The 26966-nt window shown below is 72.2% G+C and carries 21 protein-coding genes, 2 pseudogenes and 1 riboswitch; of the genes and pseudogenes, 8 read left to right on the top strand and 15 right to left on the bottom strand.

Annotated features, from left to right (window positions below; genetic code table 11):
- Both ACWCXB_RS33395 and ACWCXB_RS33390 read left to right on the top strand, forming a co-directional pair.
- Positions 1–2101: ALF repeat-containing protein (locus ACWCXB_RS33395; protein ID WP_450727700.1), on the top strand; the 2101-nt coding region annotated here is incomplete at its 5' end.
- A gap of 109 nt (positions 2102–2210) precedes the next feature.
- Positions 2211–2588 carry a hypothetical protein gene (locus tag ACWCXB_RS33390; RefSeq protein WP_450727698.1) on the top strand — a complete coding sequence of 126 codons (378 nt, stop codon included), beginning with the start codon at positions 2211–2213 and terminating at the stop codon, positions 2586–2588.
- Between the two features lie 78 nt (positions 2589–2666).
- On the opposite strand, the gene ACWCXB_RS33385 is transcribed toward ACWCXB_RS33390, so the two are convergent.
- On the bottom strand, positions 2667–3914 hold the full coding sequence (locus ACWCXB_RS33385) for a cytochrome P450 (RefSeq protein WP_450727696.1): 1248 nt from the start codon (positions 3912–3914) through the stop codon (positions 2667–2669).
- 246 nt (positions 3915–4160) lie between these two features.
- On the opposite strand from ACWCXB_RS33385, the gene ACWCXB_RS33380 reads away from it, so the two are divergent.
- Positions 4161–5330 carry a steroid 3-ketoacyl-CoA thiolase gene (locus ACWCXB_RS33380; protein WP_450727694.1) on the top strand — a complete coding sequence of 390 codons (1170 nt, stop codon included), beginning with the start codon at positions 4161–4163 and terminating at the stop codon, positions 5328–5330.
- A gap of 151 nt (positions 5331–5481) precedes the next feature.
- On the opposite strand, the gene ACWCXB_RS33375 is transcribed toward ACWCXB_RS33380, so the two are convergent.
- The 13 genes from ACWCXB_RS33375 to ACWCXB_RS33315 all read right to left on the bottom strand — a co-directional run bounded on the left by ACWCXB_RS33375 (position 5482) and on the right by ACWCXB_RS33315 (position 21221).
- Positions 5482–6459 carry a hydroxyacid dehydrogenase gene (locus ACWCXB_RS33375; protein WP_450727706.1) on the bottom strand — a complete coding sequence of 326 codons (978 nt, stop codon included), beginning with the start codon at positions 6457–6459 and terminating at the stop codon, positions 5482–5484.
- A 95-nt stretch (positions 6460–6554) separates the two neighbouring features.
- On the bottom strand, positions 6555–6695 hold the full coding sequence (locus ACWCXB_RS33370; protein ID WP_450727692.1) for a hypothetical protein: 141 nt from the start codon (positions 6693–6695) through the stop codon (positions 6555–6557).
- A gap of 117 nt (positions 6696–6812) precedes the next feature.
- A complete protein-coding gene (locus ACWCXB_RS33365) occupies positions 6813–7910 on the bottom strand; it encodes a substrate-binding domain-containing protein (RefSeq protein ID WP_450727690.1) in 1098 nt (365 codons plus the stop codon).
- A gap of 254 nt (positions 7911–8164) precedes the next feature.
- Positions 8165–8572 carry an aggregation-promoting factor C-terminal-like domain-containing protein gene (locus ACWCXB_RS33360; RefSeq protein ID WP_450727688.1) on the bottom strand — a complete coding sequence of 136 codons (408 nt, stop codon included), beginning with the start codon at positions 8570–8572 and terminating at the stop codon, positions 8165–8167.
- A 300-nt stretch (positions 8573–8872) separates the two neighbouring features.
- Complete coding sequence (locus ACWCXB_RS33355; RefSeq protein WP_450727686.1) at positions 8873–9697, bottom strand: ECF transporter S component; 825 nt, start codon at positions 9695–9697, stop codon at positions 8873–8875.
- Complete coding sequence (locus ACWCXB_RS33350; RefSeq protein ID WP_450727684.1) at positions 9694–11703, bottom strand: ATP-binding cassette domain-containing protein; 2010 nt, start codon at positions 11701–11703, stop codon at positions 9694–9696. Before ACWCXB_RS33350 ends, ACWCXB_RS33355 begins: the two co-directional genes overlap by 4 nt.
- Complete coding sequence (locus tag ACWCXB_RS33345; RefSeq protein ID WP_450727704.1) at positions 11700–12833, bottom strand: energy-coupling factor transporter transmembrane component T; 1134 nt, start codon at positions 12831–12833, stop codon at positions 11700–11702. The genes ACWCXB_RS33350 and ACWCXB_RS33345 overlap by 4 nt, the downstream gene beginning before the upstream one ends.
- A gap of 311 nt (positions 12834–13144) precedes the next feature.
- Positions 13145–13801, bottom strand: coding sequence for an SCO2322 family protein (locus ACWCXB_RS33340; protein ID WP_450727682.1), 657 nt, complete (start codon positions 13799–13801; stop codon positions 13145–13147).
- Positions 13802–13917: 116 nt separating this feature from the next.
- Positions 13918–15186: a prenyltransferase/squalene oxidase repeat-containing protein gene (locus ACWCXB_RS33335; RefSeq protein WP_450727680.1), complete on the bottom strand. Its 1269-nt coding sequence runs from the start codon at positions 15184–15186 to the stop codon at positions 13918–13920.
- Positions 15187–15320: 134 nt separating this feature from the next.
- A riboswitch (cobalamin riboswitch) is annotated at positions 15321–15391 on the bottom strand.
- A gap of 79 nt (positions 15392–15470) precedes the next feature.
- Positions 15471–16508, bottom strand: coding sequence for an MBL fold metallo-hydrolase (locus ACWCXB_RS33330; RefSeq protein ID WP_450727678.1), 1038 nt, complete (start codon positions 16506–16508; stop codon positions 15471–15473).
- 348 nt (positions 16509–16856) lie between these two features.
- Positions 16857–17471 carry a hypothetical protein gene (locus tag ACWCXB_RS33325; RefSeq protein ID WP_450727676.1) on the bottom strand — a complete coding sequence of 205 codons (615 nt, stop codon included), beginning with the start codon at positions 17469–17471 and terminating at the stop codon, positions 16857–16859.
- Positions 17468–20119: a Flp family type IVb pilin gene (locus ACWCXB_RS33320; RefSeq protein ID WP_450727674.1), complete on the bottom strand. Its 2652-nt coding sequence runs from the start codon at positions 20117–20119 to the stop codon at positions 17468–17470. The genes ACWCXB_RS33325 and ACWCXB_RS33320 overlap by 4 nt, the downstream gene beginning before the upstream one ends.
- 349 nt (positions 20120–20468) lie before the next feature.
- On the bottom strand, positions 20469–21221 hold the full coding sequence (locus ACWCXB_RS33315) for a VC0807 family protein (RefSeq protein ID WP_450727672.1): 753 nt from the start codon (positions 21219–21221) through the stop codon (positions 20469–20471).
- 125 nt (positions 21222–21346) lie between these two features.
- Between ACWCXB_RS33315 and ACWCXB_RS33310 the strand changes: the two are divergent.
- The 4 genes and pseudogenes from ACWCXB_RS33310 to ACWCXB_RS33295 all read left to right on the top strand — a co-directional run.
- Positions 21347–21526 (top strand): annotated as a pseudogene (locus ACWCXB_RS33310) (site-specific integrase); the annotation flags it as partial.
- 331 nt (positions 21527–21857) lie between these two features.
- Complete coding sequence (locus ACWCXB_RS33305; protein ID WP_450727670.1) at positions 21858–23321, top strand: aldehyde dehydrogenase; 1464 nt, start codon at positions 21858–21860, stop codon at positions 23319–23321.
- Positions 23321–23554: a ferredoxin gene (locus ACWCXB_RS33300; RefSeq protein WP_450727668.1), complete on the top strand. Its 234-nt coding sequence runs from the start codon at positions 23321–23323 to the stop codon at positions 23552–23554. The genes ACWCXB_RS33305 and ACWCXB_RS33300 overlap by 1 nt, the downstream gene beginning before the upstream one ends.
- 39 nt (positions 23555–23593) lie before the next feature.
- Positions 23594–24469, top strand: coding sequence for a tetratricopeptide repeat protein (locus ACWCXB_RS33295; RefSeq protein ID WP_450727666.1), 876 nt, complete (start codon positions 23594–23596; stop codon positions 24467–24469).
- A gap of 140 nt (positions 24470–24609) precedes the next feature.
- Here the strand turns inward: ACWCXB_RS33295 and ACWCXB_RS33290 are convergent.
- A pseudogene (locus ACWCXB_RS33290) lies at positions 24610–25218 on the bottom strand (TetR family transcriptional regulator); the annotation flags it as partial.
- A 238-nt stretch (positions 25219–25456) separates the two neighbouring features.
- Here ACWCXB_RS33290 and ACWCXB_RS33285 point away from each other — a divergent pair.
- On the top strand, positions 25457–26800 hold the full coding sequence (locus tag ACWCXB_RS33285; RefSeq protein ID WP_450727664.1) for a glycosyltransferase family 4 protein: 1344 nt from the start codon (positions 25457–25459) through the stop codon (positions 26798–26800).
- The last annotated feature ends 166 nt before the right edge of the window (positions 26801–26966 follow it).

The raw sequence follows: 26966 nt of genomic DNA, 5'->3' as shown, positions 1-26966 counted from the left end.
CGGCGGACAGCCGATCCCGCTCGCCCAGGGCATCACCGACGCCCAGTCCCAGGCGGCCAAGGCCAAGCAGGCCGCCGCCGAGGCCGACGCCGCCGCGGCACGGGCCACCCGGGCCGCGGGCACCGCCCAGACCCTGGCCAACCGGGCCGCCGCCGCCGCCCGCGTGGCACGCGACGCCGCCAACAGCGCCGCCGACCACGCCGACAATGCCGCCGCCGCGGCCGACGAGGCTGCGGCGCACGCGGGCCAGGCGGTCGAGTACGCCAAGCGGTCCACCACCTACGCCGCGGCCGCGGTGCAGGCCGCCACCACGGCCGCCAACGCGGTCAAGGAAGCCCAGGAAGTGGAGCAGGCGGCCCGTGATGCGGAGACCGCCCGCATCGCCGAGGACACCGAATTCGGCATCCAGATGGCGCGTCTGCTGGCTCAGGCCGAGACCGACGACGCCAACCGGGCCAACCAGGAGCGCACACAGGCGGACCGGACCGCCACGGAGATCAAGGACCTCATCGCCGCCGCGGAGACGGCGTTGCGGGCCGGAGACACCGCCACGGCTGTCACGACCGGCCGGAAGGCCGCCGTCAAACTCCTCGACTCCAGCGGCACATGGACCCGGGAAGCGGCCGAGTTCGCACTCGCCGGCGCCGACCAGGACATGGTCAACTGGATCGACACCGACCGCGCCCTCGCCCAGCAGCAGGACGACCGTGAGAACGTCCTGACCCTCGCCCAGAGCTCCACGGCCGGTGTCGCCGACGCCGCCCACCAGACGCTGGCCAGTGACGATCCGGGCGCCGCCCGCACCTTCCTCGGCCAAGGGGTCATCGAGGCGGCGGCCACCGAACACCGCCTCACCGTGTTCAAGATCCTGGCCGAGAACCCGGGCACGGCCGTCAAGGCGAAGGCCGAGGCGGCGCTGAACGACGGAAGCGCGACGGCTCTGCACCGCTTCCTCGCCGTCGAACTGGGCCCGGCGGTCAAGGAGGACGACAGCGTCGAGGTGCTCCGTCTCCTCAACACCGGCGGCCCCTACATGCGGTCGGCGGCGCAGATCGTCCTGGAGGGCTCCGCCCGGATGCGGCGTGCCTTCGTCAGCCACGACAAGTACAACATCGCGCGCCTCGACCAGGACCGCGCCGCCCACATCGCCGCCATGCGCGCCGCCATCGCGCACGCCGCGAAGGTCGCCGCGAAGGCGCTGGAGGATGCCGCCCTGGCGTCCAAGGCGGCGGCCGAGGCCCGCCAGGCGGCGGCTGAGGCGACCGAGTGGGCGGCGAAGGCGCAGGACTACGCGGCGGACGCCGCGGATTCGGCGCTGGAGGCGAAGGCGAACGCCGACGCCGCCGACCGGTCGGCAGCCGAAGCGGCCCAGTCGGCGACGAGCGCGAAGCAGGCGGCGACCGTGGCGCGCGGAGCGGCCAAGTCGGCGAACTACTCGATGCGGCAGGCCCTGACGTCCGCCCAGCAGGCGGTGTCGTACGCGTCGGACGCGCAGGCCTCCGCCGCCAGCGCGCGGGCCTCCGCGATCCAGGCCGGCCAGGACGCGAAGGCCGCCGCCGACGCCGCCAGCGAGGCCCACAAGATCGTCATGGCGAAGCGGAAGGCCGAGGCCGCGGAGGCGGCGCGCAAGGCCGCCGAGGCGGCGAAGCAGCACAAGGCGAACGGGACCAGCCCCGTCGACACCGACGGGGACACCAAGTACTGGGGCATGTGGCCCGAGGACGTCTCGGACGCCAAGGACTGGGCGTCAGCCTTCGGGCACTGGAGCACGGTCGCGGGCGGAATCGCCGTCGTGGCCGGTGTGGCGGCCATTTGGTTCCCTCCGGCCGGCGCGGTCGCCGTGGTGGCCGGTGTCGTGTCGTGGGGCCTCCAGGGCGCGAGTGCCATCGCGAGCGGAATCGGGTACGGCTGGAACAGCAGCGAGTTCCACACGGCGCTCGGCCTGTTCGCGCTCGGTGGCCTTTTCGTCGGCAAGGGGTGGCTGTTCAGGAAGATGGGTCTGGGTGACGGGGTCACCACGCTTGCCGAGACGGTCGGCGGGAAGATCTCGGGCGTCGCAGAGGACGTGACGACCACGGTGATCGGCTGGGTCACCTGGTAGTCGGCCCGTGTACGCCGGTGGGGTGGAGCGGGATACGCTCTCGCGCCACCCCACCCGGCCTGCTCGTCCGCGATGGCGAGGAGACGGCATTCATGAGGAGACGGAATTCATGCTGACATCGACGTTCTCCGTCACCGAGTGGTGGATGGCGGCCATCGTGTCCGGCATCGCCCTCGCCCTGGCGGCACGGTCCACCGCGATCACGAAACGGGAGAAGCTGATCGCGACGTCCGTCCCGCTCGTTCTGTGCGCCTTCATGGCCCTGAGTCCGTCGGCACGCGGGGACGAGGAACCGACGCCGCTGATGCTGTACACCCTGACCGCGCTCACCCTGTCGATCCTGAGGGTCGTCTTCTCCAGGTACTTCACCCGTCAGCTCGACCTGAAGCGCTCGGGAAAGCCGATGGAGGAGATGACGGGCAAACAGGTCACGGTCTTCTTCGCCACGTTCGTCGCCGTTGCGGTCTGCATAGCTGTCACTCTGTGAAAAAGGCCGGCGGGAGACGGGGGCGGGGCGTAGGGGCGATGGCCCCCGCCTCCCATGGCCGGGTGCGGTGCCCGGCTCTCAGGTGCCCACGCTGACCTGGAGTTCCTTGATGCCGTTCAGCCAGGCCGCGCGCAGCCGGCGCGGGTCGCCCGCAAGCCGCAGGTCCGGCAGGGCGTCGGCGATGGCGCTGAAGATGAGGTCGATCTCCTGGATGGCGAGGGACTTCCCGAGGCAGAAGTGGGGGCCTCCGCCGCCGAAGCCGAGGTGGGGGTTGGGGTCGCGGGTGATGTCGAAGACCTCCGGCCGTTCGAAGACCTCGGGGTCGTTGTTGGCCGAGGAGTAGAACAGCCCGATCCGGTCGCCCTTCTTGACCTTCTGGCCGCCCAGCTCGGTGTCCTGGGTCGCCGTGCGCTGGAACGAGACGACGGGCGTCGCCCACCGCACGATCTCCTCGGCGGCCGTCGCCGGGCGCTCCCGCTTGTAGAGCTCCCACTGGTCGGGGTGGGTGAGGAACGCGTGCATGCCGTGGCTGATGGCGTTGCGGGTCGTCTCGTTGCCGGCGACCGCGAGCAGCAGCACGAAGAAGCCGAACTCGTCGGAGGACAGGTTGCCTTCGCCCTCCGCCGCGACGAGCTGCGAGACGATGTCCTTCGCCGGACACTGCTTGCGGTCGGCGGCCATGTTCATGGAGTAGCCGATGAGCTCCATGGCGGCCTCGGCGCCGATCTCCTCGGTGATGGCGTACTCGGGGTCGTCGTACGCCACCATCTTGTTCGACCAGTCGAAGATCCGGGCCCGGTCCTCCTGGGGGATGCCGATGAGCTCGGCGATCGCCTGGAGCGGCAGCTCCACGGCGATCCTGGTGACGAAGTCGAAGCTGCCGTCGGCGGCTGCGCTCTCCTTCGCCTCCGCGACGATCTTCCGGGCGCGGTCGCGGAGTGCGGCCTCCAGGCCGCGGATCGCCCGCGGGGTGAAGCCGCGCTGGACGATCCCGCGGACCCGGGTGTGCTCGGGCGGGTCCATGTTGAGCATGATCAGGCGCTGGACCTCGATCTGGTCACGGCTGATGTGCTCGTTGAAGCGGATGACGGCCGTGTTCTCGTAGGACGAGAACAACTCCGGGTGCGTGGAGACGTACTTGACGTCCGCGTGCCGTGTGACGACCCAGTAGCCCTCGTCGTCGAAGCCGGTGGCGCCGCGGGGCTGCGGGCACCACCAGACCGGTGCGGTCTGCCGCAGCTGAGCGAACTCCGGGAAGGGTATGCGGCTCTGGAGGAGGTCGGGGTCGGTGGCGTCGAACCCTTCGGGCAGCGCTGGACAGGGCATGGGGCAACTCCATTGTCTGACGGCCCATCAGAATTGCCCGCAAGGTAGTAACGGGTTCTACAACTGGCAAGGGTCATGGCGGGATCTGTTGCGTGCAAGGTGCGTGCACGACCCTTGCGTACCGGGGGTAAGCCTCATAAGACTGCTCAGAGAACTAGAACGCGTACTAGTTCTTCGCCGTACGCCGCGCGGGGCGCCGGGACGCCCCGTCGATGTACGCCGGCTGTGCGAAGAGAGGACGAGCTCATGGCCGCGGAACCCGTCATCGTCGAAGCCGTACGCACCCCCATAGGCAAGCGCGGCGGCGCGCTCGCCAATCTGCATCCCGCCTATCTGCTGGGCGAGACCTACCGTGAACTTCTCGGCCGCACCGGCATCCACGCCGACTGCGTCGAACAGATCGTCGGCGGCACGGTGACCCACGCCGGCGAGCAGTCCATGAACCCCGCGCGCAACGCCTGGCTCGCGATGGGGCTTCCGTACGAGACCGCCGCGACGACGGTGGACTGTCAGTGCGGTTCGTCGCAGCAGGCGAGCCATATGACCGCGAACATGATCGCGGCCGGCGTCATCGACGTCGGCATCAGCTGCGGGGTCGAGGCCATGTCGCGTGTACCGCTGGGCAGCGGGTCCAAACACGGGCCGGGCAAGCCGTGGCCGGACGAGTGGAACGTCGATCTCCCGAACCAGTTCGAGGCGGCCGAGCGCATCGCGCGCCATCGCGGACTGTCGCGGGAGCGGGTCGACTCGCTGGGGCTGCTGTCGCAGGAGCGGGCCGCCGCCGCCTGGTCCGAGGAGCGCTTCAAACGGGAGACGTTCGCCGTCCAGGTGCCCACGACGGAGGAGGAGCAGCACGCCGGGCAGGGGATGTGGCGGCTCGTGGACCGTGACGAGGGGCTGCGGGACACGTCGATGGAGGCGCTGGCCGGGCTGAAGCCGGTCATGCCCACCGCGATCCACACGGCCGGCAACTCCTCACAGATCTCGGACGGGGCCGCGGCGATCATGTGGGCGTCCAAGCGGATGGCGCGGGCGCTGAAGCTGAAGCCGCGCGCCCGGATCGTCGCCCAGGCGCTCGTCGGGGCGGACCCGCACTACCACCTGGACGGGCCGATCGACGCGACGCGGGCGGTGCTGGGCAAGGCGGGGATGTCGCTCAGGGACATCGATCTCGTCGAGATCAACGAGGCGTTCGCCTCGGTGGTGCTGAGCTGGGCACAGGTCTTCGACCAGGACCTGGAGAAGGTCAACGTCAACGGCGGGGCCATCGCGCTCGGTCATCCGGTGGGGGCGACGGGGGCGCGGCTCATCACGACGGCGCTGCACGAGCTGGAGCGCAGGGACAAGGAGTTCGCGCTGGTGACGATGTGCGCGGGCGGGGCGCTGGCGACGGGGACGATTCTGCAGCGGCTCTGAGGGGCGTCTGCGGGATGCCCGGCACGGATGGTGTACCCGGTACGGGGCGGCGACCCCGTACCGGGCGGTCGGCCCGGGTGTCCGTCCTCAAGCGCCGGACGGGCTGGGTGGTCGGGGTGTGCGTGGGGGCTCGCGCCTGGTGGACTCCTCCTCAGGCCGAGCGGGTGAGCTCGTCGGCGCCGACCCCGTGGGCGAAGGGCAGGCCTGTGGCGTAGCGCTCCACCTCGTCGATCGCCCAGTGCGCCATGCGGCCCAGCTCGTTGCCGAGCGAGCCGGCGATGTGCGGCGTGAGCAGCACGTTGGGCAGTGCGTACAGCGGTGATGCGGCGGGCAGCACCTCGGGCTCCGTGACATCGAGGACGGCGTGGATCCGGCCGGTGACCAGCTGCTCGGTGAGGGCGTCGGTGTCGACGAGAGCGCCGCGTGCCGTGTTGACGAGGGTGGCGCCGTCGCGCAGCAGGGCGATGCGCCGGGCGTCGAACATGTGCCGGGTCTCGGGGAGCTCGGGCGCGTGGATGGACACCACGTGGCTGCGCCGCACGAGCTCGTCGAGCCCGACGAGCTCGGCCCCGAGCCCGGCGGCCTCGGCCGCGCCCAGATACGGGTCGTGCAGCAGGACGTGCAGGTCCAGCGGCCGCAGCAGCTCCAGGACACGGCGACCGATGCGCGAGGCGCCGACGATGCCGACGGTGCGGTGGTAGTTGCCGTGGCCCGCGAAGTACGGCAGGACGGGCACTCCCGCGCGCAGCTCCCGGTAGTGCCTGGCACTGTCCAGCACCCGCTTGTTGGCGAACAGGATCGCGGCCAGGGTGAATTCGGCGACCGGCAGGGCGTTGGCCGCCGCGGCGGTGGAGACCGCGATCCCGCGCTCCCAGACCGCCTCGGTGACATGATGCTTGACCGATCCCGCGGCATGGACGACGGCCCGCAGCCGCGGCATCCTGCGCAGCGCCTCCGCGGTGAGCCGCGGGGCGCCCCAGTGCGTGAAGAGCACTTCGGCCGCGCCGAGGACGGAGTCGTCGACGCCCCCGAAGTCGCTGACGCACTCCGCGACGTCCACCGCCGCGATGCGCGGCAGCCGGTCGAGCGCGCCTTCGGCGAGCAGCTGGGCGTGGGCCTCGCGGCCCATGGCGAGCAGCGTGTACGGACGGCGCGGGGGCGGGGCGGGAAGAGGGTCGTTCAGGACGGTTCTTTCCGGGACGGCGCTTTCCGGTACGAGCATGGTCACTTGCCCTTGAGGTCCGGCAGGGAGGTCTTCATGCCGCCCGCGGACCAGTCGTCCCAGTAGCCCGCGACCTTCCTGGACGTGGCGTCGTCGACGGCTGCGATGGCGGCGATGCGGAACGAACGTGAAGTGCGCGACATTGCACGGCTCCTGCGTGGGACCTCGTACGGAGAGGGGCGAACGCAGGACATCATTTGCGCGAACCCGGTCGTCGTCAAGAGAAAATGAGCAAGACAATCAAAACGATCGATTTCCGATCACGTCGAAGGTTCGCCTTGATTGCCGCCGCACGAAGCGCGCACCCTCAGCTCGGGCAGCAGGTCCAGGTGCTGGCGCGGCGCCGGAACGCGCCCCGTCCTGCGCTCGGCCAGCCGCTGCAGCAGCAGTTTCGCCGCCAGTTCGCCGACCGACCGCTTCGGCGGGGCGATCGCGGTCAGGGGCAGATCGGCGAGACCGGCCACCTCGTCGTCGTACGCGATCAGTGCCAGGTCACCCGGCACGCCGATGCCGCGCGCCTGCAACCTGGGCACCAGCACGATCGCGTCCTCGTCGCTGTGCACCAGGGCCGCCGTGACCCCGTGCTCCGCCATGGCCTTGGCGAGGTACTCCACCGCCTCGTCGTACTCCCCGTGGCCACGAATCATCGGTGAGCCCGGCACCGTCTCGAGGCCCAGGGCCTCCACCGACGCCTGGTAACCCGCCGTGATACCCGCTGTGTGCGGGCCGTCCTGCAGCACGGCGGCGATAGAGCGGTGTCCGAGGGATGCGAGATGGCTCACCGCCAGCGCGGCACCGTGCGCCCGGTCGGTGCGCACCCGGTCGAGCGCCGCCGCCGGATTGCCGGCCGGAGCCGAGCGCTCGACGAGCACGGTCGGCGCCTCGCATTCGAGGAGCCACTTCACCTGGCCGCCGGCGGGTACCCCGCCGAACCAGCTGGGGGCCACGAGGAGCCCCTCGGCCCCACTGGACAGCAGGTGCTGCGCCTGCACCGGGTCCTCGCTCGCGACATAGCCGGTCATGCCGAGCACCAGCCTGCCGCCCTGTGCCTCGACGGCCTCCCGGGCCCCCCGCACGATGTCCGCGAAGATGAAGTTGGTGGTGGGAACGATCATTCCGATCACGGCGCCGCCCGCACCCGGTACGCTCACCCGCTCGTCGGCGGTGGACCCGCCCGGCCAGACCACCGCGCCGTGCATGCGCTGCACCTTGCCCTGGGCGGCCAGGGCCTCCACGTCCCTGCGCAACGTCACGGCGGAGACGCCGAGTTCGGCCGCGAGCTCGGCGACCCGGAGGCTGCCGCGCTCCCGGACGAGTTCGAGCACCCGCTCGTGGCGCTGGTCGACATGCAGCCGCATGGGCTCCCCCTGCTCGCGATGGCCGGACGGAAACACGGAGAGTGACTCCGCGCACGTCACTGTACGCCGTAATCGATTCGATCGGCTGCGATCAATTCGATCGCCGGCTGGTTGGATGCGGCGGGGCAGGCGTGGGGCGTGAGGGGGCGTGGGGGGCGTCAGCCCCCGCACATGGCGCAAGGCCCCGAAGCGGTGTCGCTTCGGGGCCTTGTGTGCCCTCGGGGTGCTGCGTTGCCGGCCTGCGGCTCAGTGGCTCAGTACCAGTGGTTGGTCTGCCAGAAGTTCCAGGCGCCACACGGGCTGCCGTAGCGCTCGTTCATGTACTGCAGACCCCACTTGATCTGGGTCTTCGGGTTGGTCTTCCAGTCGGCGCCCGCCGAGGCCATCTTGCCGCCCGGCAGGGCCTGGACCAGGCCGTAGGCGCCGGAGGAGGCGTTGGTCGCGGTGTGGTTCCAGTTGGACTCGTGCGTCACGATCTTGTCGAAGCACTGGAACTGGTCGGCGGGCATCATCTGCTTCGCGATCTCCTGGGGGGTCGCGCCGGCGGCCGAGGCCGTCGAGGTCGTCCCCAGCACCGCACCGGCCGCACCGAGGAGCACGGCGGTGCCGGCGACAACGGACTTGTTGCGGGCGGCGAAGCGGTTCATCAGCGAGCGAGACAAGGCAGTACCTAACGTCGGGGACGAGGGAGTCACGAGGGCGGGTCCGAGAGCGAACCGTGTGCCGGGCTCGAAGCCCTGCGGTGCCTTGCGACGAGAACAGTTGTAGCGGCGGCGCCAGGGCCCCCGCCGTGACCGGGCTCACCCCGTAGATACGACGTAGAAGGAATATGGCAGGACTAAAGTCCCGAACCGGGCATATCGGGTTTGCGTGCAGGTCAGAATGGGTCGTAAGGGGACGAACGTCCCCAGGATTCGCCTACTAAGCCCGATCGTTTCGGGACCAAGGTCCTGTGGGCCGCCTCACCCCTCCGGAACCCTCCCGGGGGCCTCGAATGTGACCTGGGCCTCGAAGGCCGCGCGACGCGTGGCCCGGCGCAGCGCCTTGAGGAGCGTGGATCCGACGGTCAGGGTCAGTACGGCCGTGAGGACCGCACGCCCCAGGTCCCAGCCGAGCGAGGTCGCCAGGCAGTAGGCCAGGAAACGGACCAGGTTCTCGTGCACCGGGTCGCCGGCGTGGAAGGAGACCCCCGAGGCCAGGCCGGGCACGAGCGTCCAGCCGTACAGGTTCATGACCGTGCCGTACGCGAAGGCCGCGGCGAAACCGTATCCGGCGAGCATCAGCAGCTCCGCGCGGCCCCGGAGGCGGCCCGGGCCGGGGAGCAGCCCCGCGGCCATCGTGAACCAGCCCATCGCGAGCATCTGGAACGGCATCCACGGCCCGACACCGCCCGTGAGCAGCGCGGACGCGAACATCGTCACCGAGCCGAGTACGAATCCGAAGCCGGGGCCGAGGACGCGGCCGCTCAGCACCATCAGGAAGAACATGGGCTCGAGGCCCGCGGTGCCCGCGCCCAGCGGGCGCAGCGCGGCGCCCACGGCCGCGAGGACGCCGAGCATCGCGACGGCCTTCGCATCCATACCGCCGTCGGAGATCGTCGCGACGACGACGGCGACGAGGAGCGGGAGCAGCGCGGCGAAGAGCCACGGGGCGTCCTGGGCGTGGTCCGTGACGGCCGCGTCCGCGTCGGCCAGCAGCGGCCAGCCGAAGGCGACGACACCGATCGCGCTGATCAGGACGAGAGCGGCGAGCGAGCGGGGCCCGAGCCGGACGGGGCGCGCCGTCACAGGGCCTCCTCGACCTGGGCCACGGTCAGCCAGCGCTCCGGGGCGAGGATCTTGGCGACCTGCGGGGCGAAGGCGGGCGAGGAGACCACGACGTCGGCCGTCGGGCCGTCCGCCACGACCTCGCCGTCCGCGAGGATCACCACCCGGTGCGCCAGCTCGGCCGCGAGCTCCACGTCGTGCGTGGCCAGCACGATGGCGTGCCCCGCGGCCGCGAGGCCCCGCAGCACGGTGACCAGGCGGGCCTTCGCGGCGTAGTCGAGCCCGCGGGTCGGCTCGTCGAGAAGGATGAGCGGTGGGCGGGCGGTGAGCACGAGCGCGAGGGCGAGCGCCAGGCGCTGGCCCTCGGACAGATCCCGGGGATGCGTCGCGTCGGGCACGCCGGGCAGGAGCGCGGTGACGAGCTCCCGGCAGGTCCCGGGCGCGGCGCCCGCGTCCGCGTCCGCGGCTGCGCACTCGGCGGCCACGGTGTCCGCGTACAGCAGGTCCCGCGGCTCCTGCGGTACGAGCCCGACCTGCCGGACGAGCTCGCGGGGCGGGGTGCGATGCGGTACGCGCCCGCCGGCGAGGACGCTGCCGGACGTGGGCTCGATCATCCCGACGAGCGCGCCGAGCAGCGTGGACTTCCCGGCACCGTTGCGGCCCATGAGCGCGACGGCCTCGCCGGCTGCGACGGTCAGGTCGACGCGCCGGAGCGCCTCGACACGCCCGCGCCGCACCCCGAGCCCCCGCACCTCGGCCGCGGGGCGACTGCGCCGGTTGGCCGGTGCGGGCGGGTGTGAGGACGGGGTTCCCTCCCGAATCACCGGTGCCCCGCCGGCGGTAGGTGACTCGCCGTCTGCGGCCGCCGGTCCGTATGGCCCGGCAGGAGGCTCCGTCGGCGCCGGGGCCCTACCGCCCTCGGCGGCCGCGGGGCGGCCGCGCCGGAGCAGCTTGCCGAGCATGGTTCGGGCGGCGGACGCCGTCGCGCGGGGTCCGGCGGCCGGCCAAGTCGGTGCCGCTTGACCGCCCCCGCGAGGGAGGCCGGGAGACATGTCCCCGCCGTCGGCGGTCGCCGGGCGGCCGACGGCCGACGGAGTCGGCGACGCCGTGCCCGACCCGCGACGGGGGGCCGGTGGCTTGCCCCCCACGCGGAGGAGCCGCATGTCGACATTGCCGGGACGGGGCGGGGTGGGGGAAGGAACCGCGGCCGCACCGGACAGCCGCGCCCGCAGCCCACCCGCGCGGCGCCGCGCGTCCCGCACCGACAGGGGCAGCGGGGCCCAGCCCGCCAGGCGGCCCAGCGCCACCACCGGCGGGTGGACCGGTGAGACCGCCATCACGTCGGCAGGGGTGCCCACGACCGGCGGCTCGCCGGGACCGGGGAGGAGGATGACCTGGTCCGCGTACTGGACCACGCGCTCCAGGCGGTGCTCCGCCATCAGGACCGTCGTGCCGAGGTCGTGGACCAGGCGCTGGAGCACCGCCAGCACCTCCTCCGCCGCCGCCGGGTCCAGCGCCGACGTGGGCTCGTCGAGGACCAGGACCTTCGGGTGCGGGGTCAGCACCGAGCCGATCGCGACCCGCTGCTGCTGCCCGCCGGAGAGCGTGGCGATCGGACGGTCGCGCAGATCGGCGAGGCCGAGCAGGTCGAGGGTCTCCTCGACCCGTCGGCGCATCACATCGGGGGCGAGGCCCAGCGACTCCATGCCGTACGCCAGTTCGTCCTCGACCGTGTCGGTGACGAAGTGGGCGAGCGGATCCTGGCCCACCGTGCCGACGAGGTCGGCGAGTTCGCGCGGCTTGTGGGTGCGGGTGTCGCGGCCGTCGACCGTGACCCGGCCCCGCAGGACCCCGCCCGTGAAGTGCGGGACCAGCCCGGAGACGGCACCCAGCAGTGTCGACTTGCCGACACCCGACGGGCCCACGAGCAGGACCAGTTCGCCCTCGGGGACCGTCAGATCGATCCCCTGGACGGTGGGCGCCGCGGCGTCGGCGTACGTCACCGAGACGTTCTCGAAGCGGATCACGACGACTCCTTCGGCGATACCGATTCCGATTCCGATGCTGATCCCGATCCCGACACCGGCACGGGAGCTACGAACGCGGGCAGCAGGCCCACCAGAACCGACGCCGCCGGCAGCAGCGGCAGGGTCGGCGCGACCAGCGGTACGACGCCGGGGTGCAGCGCCTCCGGGGCGTACGAACCCGCCCGGATCATCAGCGCCGCGACCGCGACACCCGACCCGGCCACCAGCCACGCCCGCGCACCCCAGCGGTCGGGGCGGTAGCGCGTACGGACCTGCCGGCGCCCGCCGAGCCACAGCCCGGTCAGCGCCGCCGCGAACCCGCCCACCAGCACCGGCAGTCCGTACCCGGCACCCTCGGCCGCGAGCAGTCCGTACGAGCCCGCGCACACCCCGAGCAGCCCGCCCAGGGTCAGCGCCGTGGTCGTGTGCCGTACGGCCGGCGGCACCGCGGCCGTACGCCCGTATCCGCGCGCGTCCATCGACGCGGCCACCGCGACGGAGCGTTCGAGCGCGCCCTCCAGGACCGGCAGGCCGATCTGGAGGATCGCCCTGACACCGCCGGTCGGGCGGCCGCGCAGCCTGCGTGCGGTACGCAGCCGCACCACGTCCGCGACCAGGTTCGGCGCGAACGTCATGGCCACGACGACGGCGACCCCGGCCTCGTACAGCGCGCCCGGCAGCGACTTCAGCAGCCGCGCGGGGTTCGCGAGGGCGTTCGCCGCGCCCACGCAGATCAGCAGCGTGGCCAGCTTCGCCCCGTCGTACAGCGCGAACACCAGCTGCTCGGCCGTCACCCGGCCGCCGATTCTGATGCCCTGCGCCCAGTCGGGCAACGGCACTTCGGGGAGGGCGACGACGGTATGCGTCCCGGGGATCGGCGAGCCGAGGACGACCGAGAAGACGAGACGGATCGCGATGACCGCGAGGCCGAGCTTGAGGAACGCGCCGTACGAGCGGGCCCACGGGGCGTCGGTCCGGCGCGCCGCGACGACGTACCCGGCGACGCCGACCAGCAGCCCGAGCAGCAGGGGATTGGAGGTCCGGGACGCGGCGGTCGCGAGCCCCAGGGCCCACACCCACCACGCCCCGGCGTGCAGCGCGTTGCTCCGGTTCGCCTCGGGCGCGCGCAGGGCTCTGCCGCGGGGCGCCCGCGGCGGGCTCTGGTTCCGCCCCGCCCCCTCCCGGACCGGCGGCTCCGCCCCCGAACGCCCGCGCCTCAAGTGCAGGCGGGGCCGGGATTCCGGGGCTTCGCCCCGAGCCCCTCCCCCTACGCCCTGGCGGGCGTGGGGCTTGGGTTCCTTCGGAGCCGGTCCGGCGATCGAGGACACGGCCGACGGTCGTAGGGGGCCTGGGGCAGCGCCCCCCACGCGGCGGAGCCGCACATCGACACAGTGGGAAGGGCGGGGCGGGGAAGAATCCGCCGCCCGCGCATCCGCGGGCGTCATCCGCGGCGGCGGCGGGACTGCCAGAACGCCGCCGCGCCCAGCGCGAGTACGGCCACGACGCCCGCGACGATGCCGACCGAGGGGCCGGTGGTCTCCTCCGCGGAGGCCTCAGGGGCGGGCGAGGCACCCGGCCCCGACGAGTCGCCCGGCCCCGACGAGTCGATCGGTCCGGACGACTTCGGGGCTGCCGCCGACACCTGCTCGCCGCAGCCCGACCTCGGGTAGGCCGAGATCGCGCAGAGCAGCGCATCGCTGTTGTAGCGCAGCGGCTTCGCGACCGCGGCCAGGGCGTCGGCGCTCGTGGCGGACGGGTCGACCTGGGCGCAGGCGGTGCGCCGGTCGGGCGACGGCGGCGTTTCGCCCTGCGGCGCGTCCGCCGGGGTGCCGAAGTCGATGACGATGCCGACCCGCTTGGTGCCCGCCTTCGCGGGCGTGCCCGCGCAGACGGAGGTGAAGTCCGGGGCGGTGCGCGGCTTCGCCGAGTCCGCGGAGTCGGTGCTGACCGAGAAGCGGAAGCCGTGCACCTCGCCGTCGGCGGGCCGGGCGGTGGCCGGGCCCTGAGTGGCGTACGTCCAGGCGCCGCCGCCGGATCGGCCGTCGGACTGCCAGAACGACCAGTACCGGTAGCCGGCCGCCTGTGCGGGCAACGCCACCAGCAGGGCGAGAGCCGCGCCGAGGACCAGGGCCGCCGTGAATCGCCCCGGTCGCCCTGGTCGCCCTGGTCGCCCTCGTCGTCCTGGTCGCCTGGGCGTCACTGCCTGCTCGGGTGTCACTGCTTGTTCTTCCGGCGGCCGCTGATCACGAAGCCGATGCCCACGCCCGCCGCGAGGCCCGCGCCGATGATCCACCAGATGCCGGCGCTGTCGCCGCCGGAGACCTCGGCCTTGTCGTCGTTCCCGTCCTGCGCGGCCGGCGTCGGCGCGACGGTGGACGCGGGCGCGGGGCCGGTCGCGTTCAGCTGCGCGACCAGGTCGGCGCCGCCGAAGTGCCGCGGGTCGGCGCCGTACGCGTGCGCGGCGAGGACCAGCTGCGCGTAGGCGGCCGGGCCGCCCTCCTTCGCCCAGGCGGCGGAGTTCTTCTCCAGCCAGGCGACGGACGCGGCCGCCTTGTCCTTGTGCCCGGCGGCTGCGAGCGCGACCACCGCGTCCGCGGTGTTGCCGAAGTCGGGCTGCGGGGTGGGGTCGGCGGCGCCGGGCAGCGGCGGGGAGTCGAGGTGGCCGGTCGTGGCGAGAGCCGTCGCGAGGTAGGCCGCGCCGTTACGGGCGGACTGCTCCGGGGTCGCCTCGGCGGGGGTGTCGCACTTGGGGGCGCCGCCCGGCTTCGGGCCCTTGACGACCATGCCGCGGCCGAGCCCGGCGAGCACGCCCGCCGCGGTCGCGTCGCCGTTCGCGAGCAGCTTGCCCGCCTTGTCCGGCTGGTACGCGAACGCCCCGCCGCCCGCCTTGTCCGCGCACGGGATCGCGAACGACACGAGCGCGTCGTACGGGTTCTTTCCGCTGCTCGACGTGATCGTGGCCGGTCGCGCGTCCGCGACCGCGAGGGCGCCGATCACGATCGAGGTGGAGTTGGCGTCGGACGGCATACCGGGGTTGTAGCTCCAGCCGCCGTCCGCGTTCTGCACGGACTTCAGCCAGGAGATGCCCTTTTCGACCTCGGCCTTGTGCCCACCGATCGCGGCCAGGGCCTGCAGCGCCGCGGCGGTGGCGTTGGTGTCCAGCATCGTCTTGGTGTCGCAGGCCTTGGCGACGTCCGCGCGGTAGGACGCGAAGCCGCCGTCCGCGCACTGCTGCCCGGTCAGCCAGGCCACGGCCGTCGCCGCGGGCACTTCCTTCATGGCGTCCTGCGCGAGCAGCGCCAGCGACTGCCGCCAGACACCGTCGTACGTCGGGTCCTTCGTGCCGTAGAGCCCCGAAGGGATCGCGGGCGTCGGCGTGGGCACGGGAGAGGACGCGGCAGTCGCGGCCGGGGCCCAGGCCACGGCCCCACACAGCACGGCGGAAGCGGCGGCGAGCGCGGCTGCGCTGCGGCGAACGTTCATGGCGGGCAGTGCCTCTCCTGTGGGGAGCCGGGCACAGGCGCGCGTTGGCACCAGGCTCCGGCCCCGTATACCTCGACGGTGCCTCCGCCGCCGGGGTGGTCCCGGTGGCAGGAGCCGGTCACGTCCCGGTGCGAGGCATTCCGACTCACCGCCTGCGACGGCGGCTCACGGCTGCGGGTCAGTGCCGGATTCGCACCGGCTTCCCCCCGTACGGGCATGATGACGACTCGCACACTCTACCGGCCCGTATCCGGACGGCCCCTGGGTGGACGGCGGGGCGTGGGTCACACCGCCACGTACGTCACCGGCGCGCTGCCCGGCACCGCCTCCGCCCGCCCCAGCTTCACCAGACGGCGCAGATGGGACTCCGCCTCCGAGACGGCGATGTTGCGCGAGCCGTAGGGGATCTGGTCCCAGGGGCGGTTCCACTCCATGCGCTCGGCGAGCTGCCAGGGGGTCAGCGGCATGGCGAGGAGGTCCAGCAGGCCGGTGAGGCGGGCCTCGTGGTGGGCGAGGAGCTCCCGCACCCGCGCCGGGGCGTCGGTGAAGGCGTGCTGGTGGGCCGGGAGGACCTCGGCGACGCCGAGGCGGCCCACGCGCTCCAGCGAGTCCAGGTAGTCGCCGAGGGGGTCGGTGACGGTGGAGTCGTCCGGGTCCTCGTAGAGGCCGATGTGCGGGGAGATCCCCGGCAGGAGATGGTCGCCGGAGAAGAGGCGGCCGCGGCCCGGGAGGTTCGCCGGATGGTCCTCCTCCAGGTGGAGGCAGACATGGCCGGGGGTGTGTCCGGGCGTCCATATCGCGCGGAGCCGGCGTCCCGCCAGGTCCAGCAGCTCCCCGGGGACGATCTCCCGGTCGGGCAGGGCGGCCCGCAGACCGGGCAGGGTCCGCATCCGGCCGGAGTCGCGGGCCGCGCGCAGCGGGGCGAGGTGCTCCTCGGGGGCGCCGACCGTGGCGAGCTTGCCGGCCAGGTAGTCGAGCCAGGCACCCGGCCGGGCCTCGCGGGTGCGGCGTACGACGTCGGTGTCGGCGGCGTGCATGGCGATCCAGGCGCCGGACGCCTCGCGCACCTGGCCCGACAGCCCGTGGTGGTCGGGGTGGTGGTGGGTGATGACGACGCCGTGGATGTCGGCGACCGAGGTGCCGAGGGCGGTGAGGCCCTCGGTGAGCGCGGTCCAGGAGGCGGGGTCGTCCCAGCCGGTGTCGACGAGGACCGGGCCGCGGTCCGTCTCGAGGACGTGGACCAGGGTGTGGCCGAGCGGGTTGTCCGGGATGGGGACCTGGAGGGACCAGACGCCTCCGCCGTGCTCCGTCACCTGTGGCATACGTCCTCGTCTCCCCTGTGCGGCACGGCCATGGCTCACTATAACGAGAACTGATGGGCCGTCAGAAGTGCCTGGTGGGAACTCGGTACGCACCCTGCTGACCAGCGTCGGGGCGTCGTCATCGGTCGACCGGCCTCGCCCCGACCGTCTTCTGGCTGCTCGCCGTGGGGTTGCAGGCAAGTCTTCCTGTTCCTCGCCCTCTGTGTGCTCCACCGCACCCGGCTCTGGCGGAAGCTGCGCGACGACGCTCTCGATGACCGATGACCGATGACCGATGACCGATGACCGATGACCGATGACCGATGACCGGGCGCCCGGAGCGGCGGTACGGGCGGGTGGGTCGGGACGCTAGCGGAGCTCGTACTCGACCGACTCACGGATCTCGTCCGGCAGGCCGTCGTACGTGGCGAGCCGGGCGAGGGCGGCGCGGCTCTCGGGTACGGACTTGGTGCTGCTGAGCGCGCCCACGGCTTTCGCGGCGGCCATGCCGCGCTGGACGTAGAGCTCGGCGAGGTCCATGAGCCAGGGCGTGAGGGCGGCCTCGTCGTCGACCATGAGGCCGCACCAGTACAGGGTCTGCTCGGCGATCCAGGCGGTGATGCGGCGGGTCCAGACCTCCTGGAAGCCGGTCGTGTCGAGCCCCCGACGGGCGCACTCGGCCTCGGCGTCGGCCATGCGCTCGGCCGTCACGTACCGGGCGTAGGGCATGCGCTCGCGCAGGACGGCACGGATCCCGGTCCACTCGGGGTACTCCTCGTCGGAGGAGTCGTGGACGACCGCCTCCTCCGGCGGCTCGGGCTCGGCGAGCGGCTCGGGCGGCAGGCAGGCTTCCAGCACGGCCCGCGCATAGGCGAGCGTCTCCGCGTCCTCCCTCTCCGAGGTCCAGATGAAGCCGTTGTCCCACGAGTACGGGTAGGCCCGCAGCACCTCCGGCAGCAGCGGCGTTTCGTCGGCGGCGGTCACTTGACTCCCAGGTATTCCATCGCGCTCTTGGGGTCGTTCATCTTGCCGGAGTCCAGCGCCGCCTGCTTGTCGGCGTCGCTCTTGGCGTTCCAGGCGTCGTCCATGGCCTTGATCTGCTGCGGGGTGAAGTCCTGCCCGGCGATGCGGACGTTGAGACCGTTCTCGGCGAAGGTACGGGCCGGGGTGCCCTCGGGGGTGACGTTGTTCTTCCGGTCCGTCTGGTAGCCGTCGAAGATCTTGTGCCAGTCCTTCTGCTGCTCGATCTCGTAGCGGGCGACCCGCGGCGGGGTGGCGCCGTCCTGCTTGGCCCAGTCGGCGAGCCGCTTCGCCTGGGCCGGGACGGTGTACTTGGTGGCGGCGTTGGCGGTGTTCTTGACCTCGACAGCGTGGACGTTGCCGTCCTTCCCCTTGTAGAGGACGTCGACGTCGTCGACATCGCTGACGTCGACCGTGGTTCCGTCGCCCATGTCGACGGACTGGCGGCCCTTCTTGGCACCGACCGCGCCGTAGACCTTGGTGCCGTCGGCGGCCTCGGCCGTGGCCCGCACGGCCGCCCGGACCTCGGCCATCGCCTCGGCCAGCTGGTGCCGGTTGCCGGCCTTGAGGACCGTGGAGGCGAGGGACCCGCGGGTTTGGCTGTCGATGCCCTTGTTCTTGAGCATCCCGTCGAGGTCGTTCAGCGCGGAGGCCAGTTCCTCCTTGCTGTACTCGCCCTTGCTGAGGTCCGGGTCGTCCTTCGCCTTCGCAACCAGCTTGTCGATGCCGCCCTCGTTGAGGTTGAAGCGGTCCTCCTTGGGCGTCTTCTGCTTGTCGCGGCCGTCGACGATCGTCTGCTTGACCTTGTCCGCCACGTCGCCGAGCTCCGCCGCGTCCGCGACCCTGTCGGCCTCGTCGGCCTCCTTCTGCGCCTCGCGGGCGTCGTCCGACTCCGCGCCCTTGCACGGTTCGACGTCCTCCGCGGCGAAGGCCACCGGCATCGACGTCGGCGGGGCCGCGAGGACGCCGGTGCCGTTGCCGGGGACGCCGAGAGGGCGTGGGGTACCGCCGCCGTACGGGACGAGGCGCGCGCCGCCGAGGGCGACGAGCTTGCACTCGCCGGCCTCCTCGACCTTCTTCTTCGCGTCGTCCGCGATCTCCTGCGCTTCGTCGGCCGCGTCCCGCGCGGCCTTGGCGTCGCCCGCGTCCAAGGCCTTCCGGGCCTTGCCGGTCGCGTCCTTGGCCTTGTCGACGGCCTCGGTGATGGCGCCGGCGATCTTGCCGAGGCGGCCGAGCTTGCCCAGCTTGGCCGCGGCCTTGGCCTCGCCGTAGCCGGGGATGAAGAGCGAGCCGACGTTCCAGATGACGTTGGTGACCGCCTGGGTCTCCTCGCCGCGGTTCCAGGTGTCGCGCACGTCGTCGCCGATGAACATGTCGTCCAGCGGCTTCAGGACGACGTCGACACCGCTCCCGCCCCAGTCGGTGAGCGCGTCCCAGTACTCGCCCTTGTCCCACTTCTCCCCGGCGTCCTCGGTGCCCTCGGTCCAGATGTCGCCGAGACTTCCGAAGTAGTCGCCGAGACCCGTGATGCTGTCGATCGGGTGGATGATCGTGTTCCAGGTGTCGGTGAGGTCGCCCCAGATGCCGTCGACGAACAGGCCCTCCAGGACCTGGCCGCCGTAGTCGAAGGTGCAGCCCCAGAAGCCCGAGCAGTCCTCCTTCTTGTCGTCGCCGCCCTTGTCGCCGTCGTCGTCCTTGCTCCCGCTGTCGCCGATCGGCTCGTACGGGTCGGTGGGATCGCCGCCCTCGTCGTCGTCCTCGGAGCCGGGCAGGCCGTTGCCGGATCCGTCCTGGGTGGAGCCGTCGGGGTTCGTGGTGCCCGGGCCCCCGGTCGTACCACCGGTCGCGCCCTCGTCCGTGCCGTCACCCGTGCCGCCGTCCGCGCCGTTGCCGGCACCGCCGTCGGCGCCGTCACCAGTACCCCCGTCCGCGCCGCCGTCGGTGCCGTCGCCCGCCTGGGTCGTCTCGCCGCTGCCGTCGTCGGCCGGGCAGGACTCGCCGACGACGGAGCAGATGGCCTCCTTGATCTCCCCGGAGATCCGTCCGCCTACGCCGCTCAGCAGCAGCGAGGCGATGATGGCGACGACGAGCACGATCAGGCCGGTGTACTCCAGCGCCGTCTGACCGCGGTCGCGACGCCAGGTGATCATGTGCGAGAGGGAGAACCGCGGCCGCTCCTGGCGTTCGGACGGCGCCGAACGGAACCACTCCCGCGTGTCCTTCATGCACAGGAAGACCAGGATCACGACGGGCAGCAGGAGTTGGGTGAGGCCCTGGAGCGAGCCCTCCCGCAAGTTGGCCATGGCGCCGGAAATCAGCCACGCCTGTACGGCGATCAGCCCCCAGCGGATCCCGTTGCCACCCGTCCACGCCCGGCGTGCGAGCAGCCATCCGGCGACGCCGGGGGCCGCCGCGTGCAGCAGGGTGCCGAGCACCAGGCCGCCCAGCGCGTCCACTTGTGCGGCGGAGAGCAGCAGGCCGAGGCCACCCACGATCGTCGCGCCGAACAGGACGTACAACAGCCAGCGCGCGACCACCAGTTGCTGCGGCATGGCGCGTCGCGCGGCTCCGCCCGCACCCGCCGGTCCGGCGACATCAACGTAGAAGGACATGCTCGGTCACCCCCCCCGATCGGCCGAGAATAGATCAGCCGAGCGAGTGCCGCATGGGTCCTCGGACCCAAACGTGGTCCCAATCCCGTTTGTCAGGGCGCTACTTGGCGTGACGTCCCGCGACGAATCCTTGAGGCCGCCCTCCGCTCGTGACCGCGGCCCCGGCTGAGTTTTCAACGAGGACTGATGTGGCGTCAGAATGGCCAGGAGGAGTTTGCCGGAATTCCCGGCCGGCCTGCGCGTCGCCCGCCGTGCCTGTTGAAGGGGACGCCCCCTGGGTCCCGACGGGCGGAAGACCGGTGGCCCGGTGCGCGGGCCGCCCACCGGGCCGCCACCGGCTCCTTTCGGCTCAGGAAGCCGTGGTGTTCGCGGCGTCGGCCTCGGCGGCGTCGGCCTTGGCAGCGTCGGCCTCGGCCTCGGCAGCGGCGGCCTCGGCCGCCCGGCGCTCGCCCGCGGCCTGTGAGCGCTTGGCATACAGGGCGGTCCACACGGCCAGCAGGCCGAGCACGCCGTAGATCATGACGGGGCTGACCACCACCATGGCCTTGGTGGGCAGCGCGTACGCCAGCGCGATCCGCGCCCCCGCCTCGGCGAGGTACGCCACGCCCCAGACCGTGGTCATCACGTTCATGGTCCGGCGGAAGCCCTCGTACTGCCACAGGCCGTTCCACCAGGCGGTGCTCTGGGGGGTGCCATCGGTGGCGAACTTCCGGCCGAAGTAGAACATCAGCGGCCTCGAAGCGAGCAGGGTGGTCAGGCAGAGCAGCCCGAACAGCCCGGTCACTGCGGAGTCCTTGATCAGCAGGGCCCGGGCGGACTGCGTGCCGACCAGCGAGACCACGGCCGTGATCACCAGGAAGACGAGGGTGACGACGGCGAACTCGTCGAGCTTGCGGCGCCAGGCCACATGGACGGCGGTGTCGAGGACGGGCCAGGCGCCACTGACCAGCAGCGCCGAGAACTCGCTCCAGCCCTGGTCGACGAGCGCGTTGTACGTGAGGATCGGCGCAACGACGTTGAGGCCGATGGTCAGGACCCAGCCGAGCGCGGCGGCGGATCCGGAACGGGCGGGCGGCGCCGGGCGCGCCGGAGCGGTGGACATGCTTCCCCCTGAGAAGTGCCTGATGAGTGCGGTCAGGGGGACGCTAGGGGCACCGTGCGGCCCGGCCAAGGGCCCAGCGCCTCAAATGATCACCAAACTGTCCGGAATCCGCGCTTCCCCCGGACAGAGCCCCGCGGCCCATCGAGCCCCGGAACCCGTACCGGTCGTAGGCCGCCGGTCTCCGGGCCATCCGGCTGCACGATGCCCGGCACGGCCGCGCGACGCTGCTCACCGCGGCCGGGGCGGCTACTCGCGTCCTGATGGAGATCGTCGGGCACGGTCGGATCGCCGTGACGATGAACGTCCAGCAGATGGACGCCGCCTGAGCGTCAGCCCGGCCCGCAGACCCGGTGCTCGGTCACCTCGGGCTGCCCGGCCCCGAGCCGCACCCGGAAGGCGGTCGAGGGTACGTACCGGACGGCTGGTGAGGCGCACGACGGCCCAGGCACGGCCCAGGCGGCATGGGCAGGCCCCCGCCGGCGGCAAAGATGCTGGTGGGGGCATATTCGGTCCCGAGTCTGGCTTAGTTCAACTAGAACTGGTATCAGTTCTGAAACAGTGTCAGAAGATCCCAGGGAGATCCCGGCAGCCCCGGCAGATCCCCCGTAGATCCCCGGTGCGCGGGAGGCGGACGTCATGACCGAGCTGGTCGAGCACGGAAAGCTGTACATCGGCGGGGAGTTGGTCGATCCCCTGGGCGCGGACACCATCGAGGTCATCTCCCCGCACACCGAGCAGGTCATCGGCCGTGTCCCGCATGCGTCCGAGGCGGACGTCGACCGCGCGGTCGCGACGGCGCGCGCCGCGTTCGACGACGGGCCCTGGCCGCGGATGACGCTCGACGAGCGGATCGAGGTCGTCGGTCGGATCAAGGACGCCATCGCCGTACGGCACGAGGAGATCGCCCGTTCGATCAGCTCGCAGAACGGCTCCCCGTACTCCTGGAGCGTTCTCGCCCAGGCCCTCGGCGCGATGATGGTCTGGGACGCTGCCATCACCGTCGCCCGGGACTTCACGCACGAGGAGCACCGCACCGGTGTCCTCGGGCCGATCCTCGTGCGGCGCGAGCCCGTCGGGGTCGTCGCGGCCGTCGTGCCGTGGAACGTCCCGCAGTTCGTCACCGCTGCGAAGCTCGCGCCCGCGCTGCTCGCCGGCTGCACCGTCGTCCTCAAGCCGTCGCCGGAGGCGCCGCTCGACGCGTACATCCTGGGTGACATCGCCCGGGAGGCGGGGCTGCCGGACGGCGTGCTGTCGATCCTCCCCGCGGACCGCGAGGTCAGCGAGCACCTCGTCGGGCACCCGGGCGTCGACAAGGTGTCGTTCACGGGCTCCGTCGCCGCGGGCAGGCGCGTGATGGAGGTCGCCGCCCGCAATCTCACCCGCGTCACGCTGGAGCTGGGCGGCAAGTCCGCCGCCGTGATCCTGCCGGACGCCGATCTGGACGCCACCGTCCAGGGCATCGTCCCGGCGGCCTGGATGAACAACGGCCAGGCCTGTGTCGCCCAGACCCGCATCCTCGTCCCGGACTCCCGCTACGACGAGATCGCCGAGGCCTTCGCCGCGGCGGCGGGGGCGCTCGTGGTCGGCGACCCACTGGACCCGGCGACGCAGGTCGGCCCGCTGGTGGCACAGCGCCAGCAGCGGCGTTCCCTCGACTACATCAGGATCGGCCAGGAGGAAGGCGCCAAGATCCTCACCGGCGGCGGCCGCCCGGCCGGCCTCGACCGCGGCTGGTACGTCGAGCCGACCCTCTTCGGCGGCGTCGACAACTCGATGCGGATCGCCCGCGAGGAGATCTTCGGACCGGTCATCTGCCTCCTGCCGTACGGCGACGAGGGCGAGGCGGCCAAGATCGCCAACGACTCCGACTACGGGCTCAGCGGCAGCGTGTGGACGGCCGACGTCGAACACGGCATCGACTTTGCGCGGCAGGTCAGGACGGGGACGTACAACGTGAACACGTTCAGCCTCGACATGCTCGGGCCATTCGGTGGATACAAGAACTCCGGTCTGGGGCGGGAGTTCGGTCCCGAGGGATTCGGCGCGTACTTTGAGCACAAAATGATCCATTTGCCGTCCGGATACGGGAGTGAGAGCTGATGGGTGACCGCTGGCACGTCGAGGTGGACCGGGATGTATGCATCGGCTCCGGGATGTGTGTGAACCACGCGCCGGACGGATTCAAGCTGGACTCGGCCCGCCAGTCGCACCCCCAGGCCGCCGACACCGACGCCAACGAACAGATCCTCGCCGCGGCGGAGGGCTGCCCCGTCGAGGCCATCATGATCACGCTGCCGGACACCGGTGAGGCGGTGTTCCCGCCCGAGGAGTAGCCTCCTGCGGTCCGGTAACGGTGACCAGGGTGGGTAGCGGTGAAGAAGTCCGAGGCCAAGCGGCTGCTGAAGCGTGCACAGGACGCGTTCGACGCCGAGGAGTGGCAGGAGTGCGCGGAGACGTACGAGCAGGTCCTCGCGCACTACCCGGACGAGAGGTCCAGCGCCGCGTGGTGGTACGACGCCGCGCTCGCGTACAAGTTCCTCCGCGACTGGCCCAAGGCGTACGAACTGGGGCGCGAGGCGGCGGCCCGGGCGAAGCGCGGCGACGGGGACCCGGCCTTCTGGAACCTGGGCATCGCCGCCACGATCCTGCGCGAGTGGGAGGTGGCGCGCGACGCCTGGGAGGGCTTCGGTATTCCCCTGCCCGAGGGCGAGGGGCCGGTCGACGTCGACGGTGCGTTCGGCTATGCCTGCGTGCGGCTGGACACGGACGGCGAGCAGGAGGTCGTGTGGGCACGGCGGCTCTGCCCGACCCGGGCGCAGGTGGTGAACGTGCCCTTCACGGAGGGGCGGCGGTTCGGCGAGGTCGTCGTGCACGACGGGGAGCCGAAGGGGGAGCGGGTCTTCAAGGGGCAGAGTGTCAGCGTCTTCGACGAGCTGGTCCTCTTCGAGCCGTCGGCGCTGCCGACGCTGGAGGTGACCGTGAACGCGGCGGAGGTCGCGGACGTCCAGGCGCTGGTCGAGCTGTTCTCCGACCGCGACTTCGGTGCCGAGCCGACGAGCAGCTTCACCATGCACTGCAGGTGCTGCAGCGAGGGCAGCATCGAGTACGAGGAGGGCGGCGGCGTGCACGCGGGTGCGCAGACGGTCGCCCTCGCCGCGCCGGAGGCCGACGCACGGCACCTGCTCGACCAGTGGGCCGCCGCCGTGACGATCGGCCGGAGCTGGAGCGGGCTTCAGCTGATCGGCTGACCGGTGCCGCGGGCCTGCCGCCCGGTTCCGGTGCCGGTTCCGGTGCCCGTGCCGTCGGCCGGCCGACCGGTGCCGGTACCGGCACCGGTATCCCTGCCCGTGCTCGTGCCGCCGGCCGGCCGGCCGGTACCGGCCTGGCGCTGCGGGTCCGTCAGGTCGATCAGCCGGCACACCGTCTCGATGTCGATCTTCACCTGGGCGATCGACGCACGCCCCGAGAGCCAGGTGATCAGCGCCGAGTGCCAGGTGTGCTCGATGACCCGGACCGCGGAGAGCTGTTGCGGTGTCGGGTTCTCCAGGCCCATCGCGTCCAGGATGATCGCCGTCGTCTGGCGCGAGACGGTGTCCACCTCGGGGCTGACGCTGCGGTCGGCGAAGGTCAGCGCCCGGACCATCGCGTCCGCGAGATGCGGCTCGCGCTGCAGCGCGCGGAAGGCCCGCATCAACGTCTCGGCGACCCGCTCCGCCGAGCCGTCCGCGGCAGGCGGCCGCTTGCGCAGGGTCGTGTGGAGGTGCTGGAGCTGGTCCTGCATCGTGGCGACCAGCAGATGGATCTTCGAAGGGAAGTACCGGTACAGCGTGCCCAGCGCGACCTCGGCGGCCTCGGCGACCTCGCGCATCTGCACGGCGTCGAAACCGCCCCGGCTGGCCAGCTGGGCGCTGGCGTGCAGGATGCGGCGGCGGCGGGCCTCCTGGCGCTCCGTCAGGGGAGGGGACGCCGGAGTGGCTGCCTTGGCTTCCGCGGTCATGTCTCCCGTTCCCTGAGTTCCCCGAGTGTCCCCGGGTGCGGACGGACCGTGCAGGACGGCACAGCATGGCAGGCGTCGTGCCGTGGCGCGAATCACCTGATCCAGGCCTTACAGCCGGGCTACCTGCCGGTAGATTCGATGCTCCTTGAGCGATCAAGAACGATCAAGTGTGGAACTTGTTCTAGATTAGCGCGAGCGGTTACGCTCCGGCGGAAGTGCAGTGAGAAGGGGGCCGTGAGTGACCGCTGAGGCCATAGCCGCCGGGCCCCGTGCGGGTGTCGGTGCGGCTGCCGCCGGTGCGGGTGCCGTCGGCGCCGGTGACCGACCACTGCGCATCGCTCTCCTCACGTACAAGGGCAACCCGTTCTGCGGGGGCCAGGGCGTGTACGTACGGCATCTTTCGCGGGAGCTCGCCCGCCTCGGGCACAGCGTCGAGGTCATCGGCGCACAGCCGTACCCCGTGCTCGACGAGGGCGTACCGCTCACCGAGCTGCCCAGCCTCGACCTGTACCGGCAGCCCGACCCCTTCCGCACGCCGAAGCGCGACGAGTACCGGGACTGGATCGACGGGCTGGAGGTCGCCACGATGTGGACCGGTGGCTTCCCGGAGCCGCTGACCTTCTCGCTGCGGGCGCGGCGGCACCTGGCCGCGCGGCGCGGGGAGTTCGACGTCGTCCACGACAACCAGACGCTCGGGTACGGACTGCTCGGCGACATCGGCGGCGCCCCGCTCGTCACCACGATCCACCACCCCATCACCGTCGACCGGCAGCTGGAGCTCGACGCGGCGGCCGACTGGAAGCGGCGCGCCTCCGTGCGCCGCTGGTACAGCTTCACGCGCATGCAGAAGCGCGTCGCACGGCGGCTGCCGTCCGTGCTGACCGTCTCCGGCTCCTCGCAGCAGGAGATCGTCGAGCACCTCGGGGTGCGGCCGGAGCGGATCCGGGTCGTGCACATCGGAGCGGACACCGACCTCTTCTCTCCCGACCCGTCGGTCGCCGAGGTGCCCGGGCGGATCGTCACCACGTCCAGCGCCGATGTCCCGCTCAAGGGCCTCGTGTTCCTCGTCGAGGCGCTCGCCAAACTCCGTACGGAACACCCGGACGCACACCTGGTCGTCGTCGGCAAGCGCGCCGAGGACGGGCCCGTGGCACGGATGATCGAACGGTACGGGCTGGAAGGCGCCGTCCGGTTCGTGAAGGGCATCTCCGACGCGGAGCTCGTGGACCTCGTGCGCAGCGCGCAGGTGGCGTGCGTGCCGTCGCTGTACGAAGGCTTCTCGCTGCCCGCCGCCGAGGCCATGGCGACGGGGACGCCCCTCGTCGCCACGACGGGCGGGGCGATCCCGGAGGTCGCCGGGCCCGACGGCGAGACGTGCCTGGCGGTACCGCCGGGCGACGCGGGGGCGCTGGCCGCGGGCATCGGCAGGCTGCTGGGCGACCCCGCGCTGCGCCGCCGCGTCGGCGCGGCGGGCCGGGAGCGCGTCCTCGCCCGCTTCACCTGGGCCCGCGCGGCCCAGGGCACGGCAGACCTCTACCGCGAGGCGATCGCCGCGCGCGCGGCCGCCGGGGGTGCGCGGTGACGTTCCGGCGCCCCGGATACGGAGGCCTCCGGCCCAGGGCCCCCGAGCGCTCCGCGCTCCCGTGTCCCGGCCGCTCCGCGGCCCCGGGAGGTGTGGACCAGAGGTCCGCGAACACAGCAAGGGGCGCCTCTCGTCAGAGCGCCGTCAACCATTCGGAAAGGCCGGG

The sequence above is a fragment of the Streptomyces sp. NPDC001514 genome (genome assembly GCF_053597075.1).
The sequence above is the reverse complement of the archived record's forward strand: the minus strand, read 5'-3'. Positions and strand labels throughout refer to the sequence as shown.

Bases quoted from the DNA above. Each gene is read 5' to 3' on its own strand.
- ACWCXB_RS33375 (WP_450727706.1), bottom strand. From the start codon at position 6,459: ATGGGCCGCGAGGCCCACGCCCAGCTGCTCGCCGAAGGCGCGCTCGAC.
- ACWCXB_RS33370 (WP_450727692.1), bottom strand. From the start codon at position 6,695: ATGTCGCGCACTTCACGTTCGTTCCGCATCGCCGCCATCGCAGCCGTC.
- ACWCXB_RS33300 (WP_450727668.1), top strand. From the start codon at position 23,321: ATGGGTGACCGCTGGCACGTCGAGGTGGACCGGGATGTATGCATCGGC.
- ACWCXB_RS33380 (WP_450727694.1), top strand. From the start codon at position 4,161: ATGGCCGCGGAACCCGTCATCGTCGAAGCCGTACGCACCCCCATAGGC.
- ACWCXB_RS33330 (WP_450727678.1), bottom strand. From the start codon at position 16,508: ATGCCACAGGTGACGGAGCACGGCGGAGGCGTCTGGTCCCTCCAGGTC.
- ACWCXB_RS33315 (WP_450727672.1), bottom strand. From the start codon at position 21,221: ATGTCCACCGCTCCGGCGCGCCCGGCGCCGCCCGCCCGTTCCGGATCC.
- ACWCXB_RS33305 (WP_450727670.1), top strand. From the start codon at position 21,858: ATGACCGAGCTGGTCGAGCACGGAAAGCTGTACATCGGCGGGGAGTTG.
- ACWCXB_RS33320 (WP_450727674.1), bottom strand. From the start codon at position 20,119: ATGTCCTTCTACGTTGATGTCGCCGGACCGGCGGGTGCGGGCGGAGCC.
- ACWCXB_RS33385 (WP_450727696.1), bottom strand. From the start codon at position 3,914: ATGCCCTGTCCAGCGCTGCCCGAAGGGTTCGACGCCACCGACCCCGAC.
- ACWCXB_RS33390 (WP_450727698.1), top strand. From the start codon at position 2,211: ATGCTGACATCGACGTTCTCCGTCACCGAGTGGTGGATGGCGGCCATC.
- ACWCXB_RS33335 (WP_450727680.1), bottom strand. From the start codon at position 15,186: ATGAACGTTCGCCGCAGCGCAGCCGCGCTCGCCGCCGCTTCCGCCGTG.
- ACWCXB_RS33365 (WP_450727690.1), bottom strand. From the start codon at position 7,910: ATGCGGCTGCATGTCGACCAGCGCCACGAGCGGGTGCTCGAACTCGTC.